Genomic DNA, 15860 nt, shown 5'->3' with positions numbered 1-15860 from the left:
ATGACATATTCATTAAATGTATTTTGTGACGTTAGATATAACTGAATGGAAGTCACAGCTTATCGGTTTACTTTACAGCGTATCAATGGTAATTAATTAACTGTTAAAGATTTGTTGTTTGCTAGTATTGATTAGAGTGTTTTTGCTGATTTTTTAGTCTTTTATTGAGCGCATTGATGCCCTCAATGTCAGCGTTTTGTAAGGAAGAGGTTTAGGATGGATCCTATTTTATATATCGAAGTTGGTGGGGTAATTTGGCAGGTATTTCCTGACGGTACTTGGCAGCCATTACCCGCTTCCCAAGCGAAGGCCGATGGCGTACAAGTTGTGAGTATTGAACCTCAGAACTTGGAGCAGACTCAACCTCTGACAGAACCACAAATAGAAGCTGTAGAACAACAGTTGGAAAAGGTGGTGGCACAGCTTGTAAACAACATTGAAAGCTCACCAGAACAGCCGAGCGCTTCAAACGACCAACCTAGCGCTAGCGCCTCTTTTATTGCTTACGTTCGTTCGACATTAGATGAAACTCTGGCAGAAGCCGGTTTTGATACTCGACCAACAGAATACTTTGAAGACGACACAACATCGAATGAAGGCAACCTCGACATACTTTTACCGAGTGCAGCATTAACCGTTGATATTTTAGATGGTGGTGATGGATACGAAAACCAGTTCGAAGTACCTTCAGTCACGATAACGGGGACCGCTGTTGATGTTCGAGACGGGCGCACCGTTCTTCTAACGATCACTGACATTAATGGTAATACGGTAACCACAACGGCAACCACAAGCGATGAAACCTATGTGGTAAACGGTGTAGATCTCTCTTCATTGGCTGAAGGGGATCTTAAGGTCGATGCGGTGATTGCTGATGAGTTTGGCAATAGCATTGCAGCTAATGACTCTACAATCAAAGATACCCTAGCCACAATCGATGTTGATTTTGATGGCTTTGGTGATGAGTTCTACAATCAATTCGAAATTGCCAACGGAGCGCTAGTCGGTACCGTTGCCAATGTTGAAGATGGTCAGACGATAAGCATTTCCATTACCGATAGCCAAGGCCTCACGCAAGAATACACAACGATCGTATCGGGTGGTACATGGACTCTCACTCTACAAGACTACTCAAGTTTTGCGGAAGGGGAGCTGACGGTTATTGCTAACACCATCGATATTGCAGGGAACCCAACGACAGCGACTGACACCATAATTAAAGATACGTTAGCGAGCATCACTGCAAGTGTTGATGATGGCGGCGATGGTGTTCTCAACAGTTTCGAAGTTCAGTCTGCTAAGTTCTTCGGTACCGTCCAAAATGTTGAGGATGGCCAAACGGTCAATATCCGTATTTCAGACAGCACCACCAACGTTATCGTTCTAACGGCAACGGTTGTGAATGGTGCTTGGTCTGTCGAGGGCGTCGATTTAACGAGTTTCGCAGATGGCAGTATTACCATTGAGGCTGACACTATTGATGTCGCTGGCAACCCAGCGAATGCAGTAAATAGTGCAGGGGTCATTGTTATTGATACTGTTTCGCCTGTTATTGATATTGATACGCTAGATGGCTTTAGTATTTTGGCATTTCGTAGCGGCCAACTTACCACCATGCAGGGTACAACCAATGTTGCTGAAGGGTTGCCAGTTTACATTGAAGTAAGCGATGGAACTCAGATCCTAGTCTTTGAAGGCGTTGTTGATTCTTCGGGCAACTGGTTGGTGGAGAATATTGATATTTCTGCCCTTGATTCGTCTGCTGAATGGACGATTGACGCAAAAGTTTTCAATACCGTCGGCAACGAAGCTATCGATGACATGCCAACGATTATTCTTCCTGAGTCTGTGGTGTTTTCTGAAAATATCATTGGCATTTTTGGCGACGAAACACAAACATCCGATATCCGTATCGACTTTGCAGATTTCTCATTTGGTGATGATCAAAGTCTAGCTGAGTCATTAACCTCTCAAGACTTAACGATTACTGTCGCAGTATCGGCTGACAAGCAAAGCTTGGTTGGAACACGAAGCGATGGTCAAGTTGTATTTGATGCGGCTATTTCTGGCAGCAACGTAAACATCAACTTCTATAAGGCGATCGACCAAGAGGCTGGTTTAGATTCAATTCAGACCGCGCTGGTTATTGAGGGGTTACAAACGGATGCGGACGGCACCACTGAGCTCGTTATTGGTCATCTGCCTATTGTTATTAAAGATTCGGACCCACTCATTTTTGATGAATCTTATGAAGTTATTGAAGGTGAAGTGGTATCTGGCAATGTACTCAATAACGACATCGATCTCGATACCCAGTTAACTATAAGAAGCGTTGAAGTTGATGGGACGACACAAACAATATCAGGCAGCGCTCCAGTTTCATTTACTCTTGATGAAGGTGTTTTAACCGTCTTTGCAAATGGTCACTGGACGTTTGTCGCCAACAGAAACTTAGATCATACGGTAGCTCAAAACATCAGTTTCAATTATGTCGCTGGCGATAGCAGTAACGACTTCGGAAATGGCACCGCGGTTATCGATATTTTCGATGGTGATGCGGGACAAATACTAGATGGGGATGCGACCACCACTGAAACGGATGTTTCGGAAGGTGTACAAACCGTTGTAGGACAATTCACAGTTTTAGGTGAATCTGACAATCCTGACCCTGATTCATTAGTGTTTAATGCTGATACCCTCAACCTGCTTGATGCTTTGAACCTGACAACGAGTGAAATTCTCTTTCCACTGTCTTACACGCTGTCTGGCGATGGGAAAGTTATTACCGCTCAAGTAAGTGGTGAGACGATCTTTACACTGACGCTTTCTGCAACTTCAAGCGGTGATGATGTTTTAGCTAATGTCACGCTCGTGTTGAATAAACCACTTAACCACGAATTGGTTAAAGACTCTTTTACTCTGCCAATGATCATTGAAGGTAATGACCTTGATGGAACACCATTAGGGGAAGGGCGATTCGAATGGATTGTGAAAGATGGCTCTGACCCTATATTAGTATCTGTCAGTGATGCTGCGGTTGATGAATCTGACCTCTCAAGTGGTGCAACGACAAGCACTGGTGTTTTCAGCCTCAATTTAGGTAGTGATTACGAGGGAGCACTTTTCTTCAATTTAGCCGATCAACCCTTGTTATTTAGTGGAGGCGAACAGATTGTCTACACTATCTCACCGAACGGAAACTTACTTACCGGTTACGTTGGTTCTGTCAGTGCCGAGAACGTTGCTTTTACGCTGAGTTTCCCTCAAACCGACAGCCAAGTCGACTCTAATGTCACCTACACATTTGTTCTAAACAAAGGCTTGGATCAAAGCTCTCCTACGGACCAAATTCCATTTGTTGTTACCGCTAGAGATGATGACAACGATGAAACTAAATTAACCTTGAATGTATCAGTGACTGATGGCGGTGAGCCAACGATTGGTTCAGGAACGGTTGAACTGAGTGAAATTCCTGTGGCTGATAGTACTCCATCGGGAGTTGGTTCAACAGCTAACGTGAGCTTAGCCGTGACCGCAGGGAATGACCCGCTGGTTTTCTTAGGTTTGGATGTGACCACGGGCCAAGCTGTTCTTGATAGCGATGGTGTAGCAGTAACCAGCAATGGTGAAGCACTGACTTGGCGTGATAACGGTAATGGTACCTTTGATGCGGTTCTTGGTAATGGCGATGCTGTTTTCAGAATTAAATTACCAGATAGCTTCAGCCTTGAAGCCAATGGTTCAACAAACGTTGATGTCGTTATCGAGCTTTATCAGTCCATTGATCATGGCTCAGGTTCTAAAGACACCGAGCTGACGATTCCAGCTTCGATAGTCACCATTGACTCCGATGGTTCGAGAGACACGCAAGCGTCTGATATAAAAATCTATGACGGTAAAGATCCTGAAATTTCAGTCATTGGAAGCATCTCGGTTGATGAAGATGGCTTGCTAGGAGATGGTCAGCAAGTTGGAGTAGAAGATAGCAGCCCATCTTTAGGTATTATTGAAGGCTCCGATGATGTTGTTTCTGTCACGGTCAACACCGCTGCTTTTGATTCACTTGGCTACACCAGTGCCGGTAAAGCGATATCCCTTCAAACTGTTGATTCTGATGGTTGGTATTATGGGCAAGACACTGACGGCAATAACGTATTTAGAATTCGTTTTAATACTGACGGGACCACTGAGTTTGAGCTCTATGCACCACTAGATCATGCATATGGTAATAATGGCGAGAATAACTTAGCTCTTAATTTCGAGTTGGTGGTGAACGATGCGGATGGAGACAGCTCAGATCCTGCCACTTATTCCGTCAACGTAAAAGATGATGTGCCGACTGCTCGAGATGGATCTATTGAAATGGTTGAGGGTGATAACCTTACTGGGCAATTCTTAACCGAAGAATATGCAGGCGCCGACGGTGCAGAAATCATTAGCGTCACTTATCGTAATGTCACTTATACGTTTGATAGCGCAGGTACGCCAATCACGATCGAATTGATTAATGATTATGACAACGGGTCAATTTACGGCCAGTTTACGCTTTCACCTGATGGTAGCTACCAGCTCACTACGAATCCTAATGTAACGACTGATCCAAATGATCCAAAGATCATTGATGACATTGATTATTTGGTGCGAGATGCGGATGGCGATGAAGTCGTTAGTAACGCAGAGCTTGTACTGGACGATAACGAAGGTTTTATTCGTTATGAAGATTCGGAAACCACAGAAGATAACGATGCAATAATTGTCGTTAGTGTTTCAACGGGTGATATTGACCAAAGTGAAACTGTTACCGCTATCGAGTTCTCCGAAGCATCATTGAATGGCGGTAGCTTGTATCTTGATGGAGTATTGCTTCAAGTTGTCGACGGCAAGGTCACCTTATCAGGAAGCCAGCTGACGATGATTGATAGTCAGTTTACGGGTCCTAATGGGCAGTTAACCTATCGTCCAGCGCTTCATGAGTCTAATACTACTTCGACGGTTATTTTGGCAATCAATGCCATCATTAGTACCGACACTGTACCAAAAGAGCTCACCGCTGATATTGCTGTTTCTGTTTTACCTGTAGCCGACGCACCGGATTGGTCTGACTCGGTCTTCACTTATCAATCTGTGGAAGATGACGCCGACCCTATTAAGCTTGATATTACCGCTCAACTCGTTGATCAAGATTCGTCGGAAACGCTGACTTATACGATAAGTGGCATTCCTGATGGTCTGAATATCACCTTGGATGGAAATTCCGTTAAAGAGGGTAAGGAGTACACTCAGAATCAAATCGACAAAATGGAAATCAGAGCTGATGAAAACTTAGCGGGTCGATTTGAATTCGAAATTACTGCGATTGCCACTGAATCCGGAAACTCCTTCGCTGACCCTGCCGATAAAACGGCTGATAATGTTCATACTGTCATCGTAGAGATCTCTCCTGATGCGGATAAACCAATTCTATCTGTCAAAGATTACAAAGGTTTGGAAGATGAGAACATTTTCCTGAAGAACGTAATCAGTGGATCGCTGACTGATACCGATGATTCTGAATCCTTAAGTTATCAAATTGAAGTACAAGACGGTTGGTCAATTCAAGGTGGGTTATTTGATCTAATTGGTCCTAACACATATCTGGTGTCCGCTGAAGCTATTGAGAACGGTACTGCTTATCTAATACCTAAAGAAGACATCAGTTCATTTACAGAAGACCTATACATTAAGGTAACGGCTGTTTCTTATGAGTCGACCATTGACTCGCTAGCGCCTATTAATTTGACGGCGGTTAGCGACACTGAAACCATCAATATTTTCCTTAAAGGTGTGGTGGATGAGCCGGTCGTTGTAGACGGAGGCAACGCGCACTGGGAGTACGATAGCAATACTAAAGTTATCAGTAACCAATCTGTGCTTAACGAAGATGGTTTGATTCGACTGGATTTTGTGGTCCAAACTTCGGACGACGATGTTTCAGAAGAGATTAACGTACTGCTTACCAACATCCCTGAAGGTACTTTGCTGGTGGATGCGTTGGGAGAGCCAGTATCGCTGACGATTGCGTACATTGATGACATTACAGGGCCTGTCTTCCAAGTTTCTAACGCACAACTCAATGACTTATACCTTAAGCCAGTTCCTGACTTCAGTGGTGAATTAGAGCTCACAGTCATTGCTATCTCAACGGAACCAGATGGTGATTCGGGCGAATTTCCGATGACCTTAAAGGTAGAGCTAGCACCTGTCGTTGATCAAGAAGATGGCCAAGTCGTTAGCACTCAAGGTATCGAAGACAGCCAAATAGGCTTGAACCTAGAGCCATCTGTGAATCAAGATGTGGATGGCAGTGAGTCCTTGACGGGGTATGTCATTGACAGTCTTCCGGCTGATCTGACTCTTTACTTTGATGGCAGTGTAATTGAAGTACCTGCTTCAGGTTTAGATCTAGAGAGTCTATTAGATAGCACAACGCCAACCCTTTCAGAGCTTTTAAACAGTGGCAGGTTGTCGGTAACCGCAACCGAAGATTTGAGTGGCACATTCACAATACCAATTACCTATGAAGTGACTGACACCTCGTCAACAGGGGCAACGGATGTAAAAGACATTTCAGGCACAATCAGTGTCACTGTCGATGCGAGAGTTGAATTAGATACTCGTTTAGAAAGTTCTGGGCAAATATACATCAGCGATGATGGCTCACCAGTCAACGTATCGGACGCAGTCACTTTTGTTGATGCTGATATCGATGGCTCAGAGTACTTAGATTACATCTTGATCGACGTGCCTGATGGCTATTCTTTGATTATCGATCACCCTAATGGTGCAGCCCAAGACGGTTCAGGGAACTGGATTATCTCGGCTAATGGGCTGACGAGTGATTCTATTCAAGAACTGGCTCAAGAAATCTTGAGTGGTATGACAATCTCTAGCCCGAATGATACACCAGTTCTAGATATCGTTGTGCGAGCTCGTGTTATTGATGGCGAAGACTCTAAGTACATTAATACCTCATTTCAAATTCAGATTACCGGACATGATGGCGGTGGAGGCTCTTGTGACCCTGTGGGGCCACCTAGCCCAATCCAACCTGATGGCGAGATTAAGACTCCCGAAGGTGAAGATATCGACTTAACGGGCTTGCTAAATACCGATGTAGCGAGTGACCCTGACAACGAAATTTCTTTCTACATTCCAGCAGACTCACTACCAGAAGGCGTAGAAATTTCTGGTGATGGTGTGATTGCAGAATACGACGCATCAGGTGAAATTGTTGGTTACTCGATTACTGCTGATGGCTTGTCAAAGCTAACCCTAACCGGATTGGATGAAGACTTTGCTGGTTGTATCGACTTTACGATAGAGACCATTGAGACCTCGCCATGTAACGGTCAGACCGTCACCACAGAACAGACAATTAGCATTCAAGTTTTGCCTGTTGTTGATGACATTACGGTGGAAGCTGACTCCACGACAATTCAAGAAGATACAGCGACAGATCTTAACCTTGAGCTTGTGTTGGGTGACAGTGTCGAAGACGGTCAGTTAATCACTGGTGAGGGTAATAGTGCGACCGGTAAAGAGACCGTTAACTCTTTGACCATCACGGTATCAAACGGCGGTACGCTGTCGGAAAGTCCTTCAGATACAGGTTTGTTGGTTGATAATGGCAACGGTACATGGACGGTTACAGACCCTAGCCGATTGAGTGATGTCTTAGTCACGCCTCCTGAACATTATAGTGGCGAAATTACCCTGACTGTGACAGCCAACATTACTGATGAAGCGGATTGTGTCACTGAAACCGATACGCAAGATAAAACCACGGTTGTGACTATCACGGTTGAGCCAGTCGCGGATGAGGCGAATTTAGTCACACAAGACATTATTGGTGATGAAGACACTTATATTTCATTGTCCTCACTCAGTGCAGAACTGATTGACCAGGATGGTTCTGAGAACATGTCTTTGGCATTAAAAGGTGTACCTGAAGGAGCTATCGTTGCGATAAAAGTGGGAGACTCTTATGAGTTGGTTCCAAACAACGGTGCAGATGGCGGCACCTTCAATGGAAACCCTACTTATGAGTGGCAATTAGATCCAAGCCAACTTGCGAACTTGGTCATTATGCCGCCAAGAGATTTCAGTGGAGACATGAATTTGGTGCTTGAGGCAATCACTCAAGAAATCGGTACCACTGAAATCCGCTATACCGAATCTGACTTTACCGTAGGTGTGAACCCAATTGGTGATAAGGTGGAATTCTTCGACTTACCTGAACAGATGACAGGCAGTGAAGATGAAGGCATTGTTATTCCACTGGATGCGAATAGTTTCGAGACCAACAGTGATGAGTTCTTATTAATTACAGTCACGGTGAATGGGACTTCGGACCCTTCGGGTTTAACTGGGCTTGATAGAATTCGTATTGGTTCTGAAACAAGCTCTTTCACTAATGTTGGCGGCATTATACAAGCTTCGATCCTCGTCAAAGCAAGTTCTGTTGATGAGCTTGAGTTCTTTGCTGGCGACGCTTGGGGCAACCTCGATATTACGATCACTGGTCAAACGGTTGACCAAAATACGGTGCTTGGTAATTTGGTCACAGATACTGGCGAACCAAGTTCACAAGATATGACCTTGGTGATTACACCAGAGCCCGATGCTCCGTTGCTAAGCCTTGAATACCCATCAATTGTCGCTGAAGCGAGCGGCATTATTCCTCTTGGTTTAGACCTTTCTCTCGTTAACCCTGCCGATTCTGAGGAGGGTTTTATTACCATCTACGATATTCCAGCAGGTTTAACTTTCTCGCATGGTTCTATGGTCGATGGTCAGTATGTCGTGGAATTAGCGGATGTGCCTAATTTAGCGATTACCGGCGGCTACAACAGTGGTGATCAATTTGATCTAACAATTGAGCCATCAGCAGAAATCGGCAATAACCAAGCGGTTGGTCTCCCACAAACCGTATCGGTTGAGTTTGTGGCTGAAGGTGACTCTACGATTACCGCCACAGACGACAATGATTTGCTAATTGGTGGTACAGGCTCGGATAGCTTTGTATTTGAATCTTCAGGTTTAGGCAGTGCAGATGCGCCGAGCTTCGATGTGGTTCAAGATTTTGATGCCTCACCAGACACGGATGCGATCGATTTGTCAGGTATCCTGGGTGGCTTAGGTATCGCGACGGGCATTGGTGCGACACAGTACCTCGATCTAGAAGAATCAGCGGAAGGCGTAACGATTTCCATCAAGGCCAATGGAGACGATGACGTCCAACAAAATATCTTGCTCGCCGATGTTACGTATGATGATTTGTATCAGGGTGATAGCAGCAGTGCATTAGAAGCACAAATTTTACAAAAAATGATAGAAGACAATAATTTAACGCTGTAAGTTAGATGTACAGTCTATAAAAGGAAGTTTTAGATTGGTAGAACAAAAAGACAGCTGGCTAGGTTGTGTGGAGTGGTTATGCGAGCATTTTAATCTGCGTAGCCACCCGTCCAAAATAGTGTCTGGCCTACCTTTAGACCAAGGAAGGCTTAATGAGTCCCTTTTCCCAAGAGCGATTGAGAAATCAGGCTTGACTCTGAGTCATGTAAAGAAAGAATTACTGACGCAATGTCAGTTTCCGGTTGTTGCTGTAAAATCAGCGACAGGAGCTCCCGTAGTTGTTACCCAAGGCGCTGTTGATGATTTTGAGGTTTTAGATTGTGAATCTAACTCCAGCCAGACTATCTCGTTAAAAGAGTTGGTTGCACAAGTCGAACCTTATGTTTGGCAAGTTGGCGCTCAAGCTCTCGATGATGCTCGTGTTCAATCGCACGAACGCAGTGAAAGTAAATCAAACACGCGCTGGTTGTGGCGAGTAGTTAAAGAAGTGAAACCTTGGTACCGAGACCTGTTTATCGCTTCGTTCTTGATCAACGTATTGGCGCTAGTCGTTCCACTCTTTACCATGAACGTGTATGACCGTGTGGTACCAAACCAGGCGTTCAACACGCTTTGGGTGTTGGCCGCAGGCGTTGGTATTGTCGTTGTTTTTGATTGGGTATTGAGAAGTTCACGAAGCTCTGTGACTGATATGGCGGGCCGCTATATAGACAACAAGCTGTCTTCTCAGTTGTTCTCAAAAGTCCTCGGAATGAAACTCGAAAACCGACCGCAATCGGTAGGTGCATTCGCAAGGCAGCTTCAAGATTTCGATAGCGTAAAAGATTTCTTCACTTCCATTTCTTTGGTCACGCTGGTCGACTTACCGTTTACTTTGCTATTCCTTTTGCTTATCGGTTGGCTCGGCGGTGCGATGATGTTCATTCCAGTTGCTATCATGCTTGTGCTGGTCGTGCTCAGCATTGCCATGAAGGGCAAAGTAGAAAAAACATTTGATGAAACCGCGCGTCTATCGACACAAAGGCAAGCACAGCTGTTCGATTGTTTGACAACACTTCCCGATATCAAGCAGAACAACGCGGAAGGCATTACTCAAAAGCGTTGGGAGCAGACGATCTCCTCGCTATCTCAATGGCAGACTCAGTCTCGCCACTATTCAAATATCGTGACCCATTCCATTCAATCGAGTCAGCAGATTGTCACTATCACACTCATTATCTTCGGCGTGTATCAGATCTCCGAGGGCCTGCTCAGCATGGGTGGTTTAATTGCTGTCGTGATGTTGAGTGGCAGAGCCGCGAGTTCGGTTAATCAACTTTCTCTTCTCATGTTGAGGTTTCAGCAAACCCGTTCGGCGGTTGAAGGCTTGAACCAGATTATGGAGTTACCTCAGGAAGAGTCGAAACACCAAGTGATAGACAAGGGCGACTTTGATGGTGGAGTGAGGCTTGATGAAGTGACTTTCACTTACCCAGAGACACAAAGCCCTGTATTGAAGGACATCTCACTAGAGATCAAACCGGGTGAGAGAGTGGGTGTGATTGGTGCTGCAGGTGCCGGTAAAACCACATTATTATCGATTGTTGCTCGCCAGTATCTACCCACGACAGGGCAAGCGTTCTATCAAGAAATTGATGGACAGCTTTGGCCGACCAGTGTCTTACGAAGTGGTATGGGTTGGGTAGGGCAAAGCACCAACCTTATCTTTGGTAGCGTATACGACAACGTCACCCTAGGCGCGACCAACGTTGACGAAGAGAAGTTAAGACGTGCACTGCAGCAATCGGGTTTGAATGGCTATATGGGACGTTTAAGTAATGGCTTAGAAACGCCAGTGGGCGAAGGAGGTCGACTGCTCTCAGGTGGTCAGCGTCAAGCTGTCGCGATTGCAAGAGCCCTTTACCGCTGTCCAAAACTTTTGATCATGGATGAACCAACCAGCGCGTTAGATAACCAAGCTGAAATACAGTTCTTCAATGCACTGCAAAGTATGCCGAGAGAAACGTCTATGCTGATCAGCTCACATAAATCTTCCTTCTTGATGATGTGTGACCGCGTGATTGTGTTAGATAAAGGTCAGATAGTCGCGGAAGGTGAACCCAAAGATATTCTATCGCTACAGAAGAAAAGTGTCCCTAAGGGGGCGAGCCGCTTTAAGACGGTTTCAGTGGTGAAAGGAGGTCGTCATGAGTAACGATATTCAATGGACCAATAACCACTTAGCGTTTCGTTCACGTAAGTTGATTTGGTTAAGCGCACTGTTGATCGTGTCGATCATTGGTTGGGCGACGTGGGCAACGCTCGAAGAAGTGGTGATTGGTGAGGGCAAAGTGGTGCCTAGCCTTTCAGTCCAAACGATTCAGAGTTTAGAGGGGGGCTTGGTTCAAGAGATCATGGTGCGACAAGGTCAATCTGTGGTGAAAGGGCAGCCTCTGGCGAAGTTAGAAGACACGCGTTTTAAGGCGGCATTTTTAGAGTCGGCTCAACAAGCGGATACTTTGCTGGCTCAACAATTAAGGCTAAGAGCCGAACTCTCGACCGTGGTGTTAAACAACGATGCTAAAGAGTGGTATGAGCGAGTGGTATTGGTGCCACAAGACATTGTTGTCGATGTATCAAGCCACCCTGCATTAATGAACGCCAAAGCGAACTATCTTGAGCGTTTAGGCCAATTAAAGTCGGAACTGGAAGAGGCGGCACTACGTATCGAGCAACAAGCTCAGGCTCGTGTTGATACCCTGAATAACATTCAGACGCTTGAGAGCAGCTTAGAGATCGTGATTCGAGAGCGCAACATGCTCAAAGATGTGGTGGCCAGCGGTGCGGTTGCAGAAGTTGAGTTATTAAAACTGAATCGCGACGTGGTGAAGCTTAAGGGTGATATTGCGAGCTCAAGAGTGGCAGCTCAGAAACAGATGGCGGCGTACTCAGAATCTATTGCCGATCACCGCAGCATTGCATTGGATTTTAGAACTAAGGTGCAAGGTCAGCTCAATGAAGTAACCAGCAAAATCGCGCAACTTAACGAAAGCCAACAGGCAATCGCCGACCAACTTAAACGAACGGAAATCGTAGCACCTGTCGACGGCACGGTGAAGGAGATCTTTGTTCGCACCATCGGTGGTGTTGTTCGCCCTGGTGAGCCGATTATTGAGCTGATCCCATCCAACAGTCAGCTGATTGTGGAAGCTAAGATCTCCCCGCAAGACATTGCATTTGTTCACAAAGGGTTAGGGGCAACGATCAAGTTCTCGGCTTACGACTTTGTGATTTATGGCGGGTTAAAAGGTGAAGTGACCTACGTGAGTGCCGATGCCTTGCAAACTGAAGACGGCAACGCGTATTACCGAGCCCATATTCAATTAAACGAAGACCAGCAACAAAACTCTGCCTTTAGCATTATCCCAGGGATGCAAGTGGCGGTTGATATCTTAACCGGTGAAAAAACAGTATTGAGTTATTGGTTGAAACCTATTTTACGAGCTAAGGAAAACTCACTTCGCGAGCGATGAAGTGCGTCAAGCATAAATATAAAAGGAAGTGTAATGCATTCAAAATTCTTACTCTCTTCTTGCTTACTAATGAGCGGGCTTTCTCAAGCTGCTTCATTAGAAGAATCAGTGGCATTTGCCATTGACTATAGTCCAGAGATATTGGCGCAGTACTCCAGATACCAATCGGTAATACGAGACGGAGATGCGGCGAGTGGCTTGTATATGCCACAAGTCAATTTATATGCAGCAGCGGGTTATGAAGAGACTCGTTATAACAGCGGAGCCAAGTTACCGTCTGACGATCGAGGTTTAACACGAACAGAAATTGGCGTTAAAGTCTCTCAGCTACTGTTTGATGGTTTCAAAACGACCTCGAATGTCGACCGTTTAAGTTACGAAGCGGAAGCGGAGCGTTTGACCCTGATTTCTCGTGCTGAAAACGTGTCACTGGATGTGGTTCGAAATTACCTTGATATCTTGAAAGCAGAGACACTTCTGGAGCTTTCTAAACGTAACGTGAAAGAGCACCAAGAGATCTATCAAGATATCCAAGATAAAAAGAGCAAAGGCTTAAGCAGTAATTCAGACTTAGCTCAGATCTCGGCTCGTGTCGCGACGGCACAATCTTCATTGATCGCGGCTCAGAACAACCTGTTTGATTTGCAAACCCAGTACTTACGATTGGTGGGTAAGCCGGCGGTGAACTTGGTGTATCCACGTTTTGATTACGCTCTGTTACCAAGTTCTGCTGAAGTCGCTCTTGAACAGGCGGTAGAGAATCACCCTGAAATCAAAGCTTCTTTGCTTGATATTGACGCGGCTCGTAAAGAGATGCGTAGAGAGAAAGGCGATTACTACCCAGAGGTCAAATTAGAGCTTCACGCGAATAAGAATGACAACGTCTCGAATCCGCCTGGTGGCGTCGACGAAGATGCCCGAATCATGCTGACCATGGATTACGATCTGTTTAATGGTTTTTCTACAGATTCACGTGTCGAATCGTCAGCGTGGCGCGTAGAAGAGGCTAGAGCGATTCGAGTCAGAACTGAGCGCGAAGTGAAAGAGGGGACTCAACTTGCTTGGAATGCCTATAAAATGCTTGAACAGCAAAAGTCGTTACTTCAACAGAACGTGGATGCTGCCAAGATAGCCGAGTTAGGTTATATCCAGCAATTTAATGTTGGCAGACGAAGCCTATTGGATGTTCTCGATGCCAAGGTTGAGGTTTTCTTAGCTCGACGAAACTTTATTAGCACAGAATACGATCAGACATTGGCAGCATACCGAGTATTAAACGCGATGGGCATGTTGACCTACGCATTGAGGGTTGAACATCCAGAAGAGTGGCAAGGGGAGAACAAGTAATGAAACATATTAAACTCGCACTACTTAGTTCTATTTTGCTGATGGGCTGTGCTGAAACGCCAGACACCACGATGACTCGTCACCAAATCGATGATTTAGCGGATAATGACCGTGATGGTGTCATCAACCAGCGAGACCTGTGCGCGGACACACCTGAAGGCGTAACCGTTGATATCAAGGGCTGTGCGAACTGGAAGATTGTAGAAGACGTTGAAGTACTCAGCGTGGCATTTGATTTCGATAAGTACGACCTTAAACCAGAGCATACGGCGGTGTTGAATGAGTTAGTTCGTTTGCTTGGTGAGCAGCCGGACGCATCAGTAACCTTGGTGGGCGATACTAGCTCAGAGGGTACTAACACTTACAACAAGGCATTGGCTAAGAGAAGAACGGGCGTAATCCGAGACGCACTGATCGACCGCGGAGTTGATAGTAAGCGTATCTTCGAGCAAGAATTTACTCAGATAACCAGCTTAACTCAGCATCTTCACAAGCGTAAACGTAGAACCATTGCTGTGTTAAAAACCGAGAGTATGGAAGTGAACCCATCTTGGAATATTTTTACTTCAGAGATGCAGCTAGACAGTAACAGTGACGTTGAATCTAAGATAATGATTGACCCGGAAGGAGGCCAGTAATGAAGAGTCTATCGAATAAATCTGGCTTACTGCTTGCCGCTATACCGGCCCTTTTCTCTCCAGTAACATTGGCGAATGACGTCACAGAGATCGGCTTAGTCGCCATTGAGCCTAATATGGAAGCCTTGGTTGAAGACTTGCTTAAGAGTCAAGAGATCGACTTGGAGCTTTTATTGAGTGACAGCGTGCCAGAACAGATGATCATGCAGCGTTCACGTGTGGGTATTACTTCGAAAAAGTGGACCGACAAAGAGATGGCAAGGTTTGACATGCGCTATGGCTACAGGCCGACAGAGCTAATGTTTACCGCCGATGTGATTGCAATTTTGGCCAATGAAGATAACCCTGCCACATCCATTACGGTCGCTGAACTTATCGATGTGTTTGGGTGCTCGAATGATCCTAAGCACCCTAAATGGACGCCAACTAGTGATGCTCGTAACGGCGAAAGCCTAGACACCCATATGCTGCCTTTCGCCATCGACCATAACTTGAAAGGGCATACTACCTTTTCCAGTTGGGTTGAGTGTGGAGCGGATGGGGAATATGCACATACGCAGTTCCTATCGGACTTACCACATCTTATAAACAAGATTGAAGATGAAGAGGCGGCGATTGGTTACACCGTATACTCGGATCAAATCTCTGATGTGAAATGGCTGAGTGTTGTCGATAACTTAGGGGTTAATTATGATCTTAACAAAGAGACAATTCTCTCTGGGCGTTACCCATTAGCGACTGTGTATTACATGTACTTGAACATCCCAGCACACCGTAAAGGGTTTACTGAACAAGAGAAATTCTTTATCGGCCTAACGCTTTCTGAAGACCATCAAGAGGTGCTAAATCAGTACGGTTTCATCAGCTTACCGCCAGAAGCGATTCAACGTAACAAAGTGAGATTGTCGCTTGAAGAACCTGCTATTGAAGGTGGATATAAATAATGGGTACGTCATGTTGTTATTTT

6 protein-coding genes are annotated in these 15860 nt (G+C 45.3%); all 6 read left to right on the top strand.

Annotated elements, in window-relative coordinates; all coding sequences use genetic code 11:
* Nucleotides 1–216 precede the first annotated feature (216 nt).
* From L0991_17125 to L0991_17100, 6 genes are read left to right on the top strand one after another with little or no spacing between them, the layout of a single operon-like run.
* Nucleotides 217–9396: an RTX toxin gene (locus L0991_17125; protein ID XGB65251.1), complete on the top strand. Its 9180-nt coding sequence runs from the start codon at nucleotides 217–219 to the stop codon at nucleotides 9394–9396.
* 34 nt (nucleotides 9397–9430) lie between these two features.
* Nucleotides 9431–11590 carry a type I secretion system permease/ATPase gene (locus L0991_17120; protein ID XGB65250.1) on the top strand — a complete coding sequence of 720 codons (2160 nt, stop codon included), beginning with the start codon at nucleotides 9431–9433 and terminating at the stop codon, nucleotides 11588–11590.
* A complete protein-coding gene (locus L0991_17115; GenBank protein ID XGB65249.1) occupies nucleotides 11583–12908 on the top strand; it encodes an HlyD family type I secretion periplasmic adaptor subunit in 1326 nt (441 codons plus the stop codon). Before L0991_17120 ends, L0991_17115 begins: the two co-directional genes overlap by 8 nt.
* Before the next feature lie 33 nt (nucleotides 12909–12941).
* Nucleotides 12942–14255 (top strand): TolC family outer membrane protein, encoded by a 1314-nt coding sequence (locus L0991_17110; GenBank protein XGB65248.1) that lies wholly within the window; start codon nucleotides 12942–12944, stop codon nucleotides 14253–14255.
* Nucleotides 14255–14893, top strand: coding sequence for an OmpA family protein (locus L0991_17105; protein XGB65247.1), 639 nt, complete (start codon nucleotides 14255–14257; stop codon nucleotides 14891–14893). The genes L0991_17110 and L0991_17105 overlap by 1 nt, the downstream gene beginning before the upstream one ends.
* Nucleotides 14893–15837, top strand: coding sequence for a phosphate ABC transporter substrate-binding protein (locus L0991_17100; GenBank protein XGB65246.1), 945 nt, complete (start codon nucleotides 14893–14895; stop codon nucleotides 15835–15837). Before L0991_17105 ends, L0991_17100 begins: the two co-directional genes overlap by 1 nt.
* The last annotated feature ends 23 nt before the right edge of the window (nucleotides 15838–15860 follow it).

Origin of the sequence: Vibrio chagasii (assembly GCA_041879415.1) — a bacterium.
Taxonomy (GTDB): domain Bacteria; phylum Pseudomonadota; class Gammaproteobacteria; order Enterobacterales; family Vibrionaceae; genus Vibrio.
The sequence above is the reverse complement of the archived record's forward strand: the minus strand, read 5'-3'. Positions and strand labels throughout refer to the sequence as shown.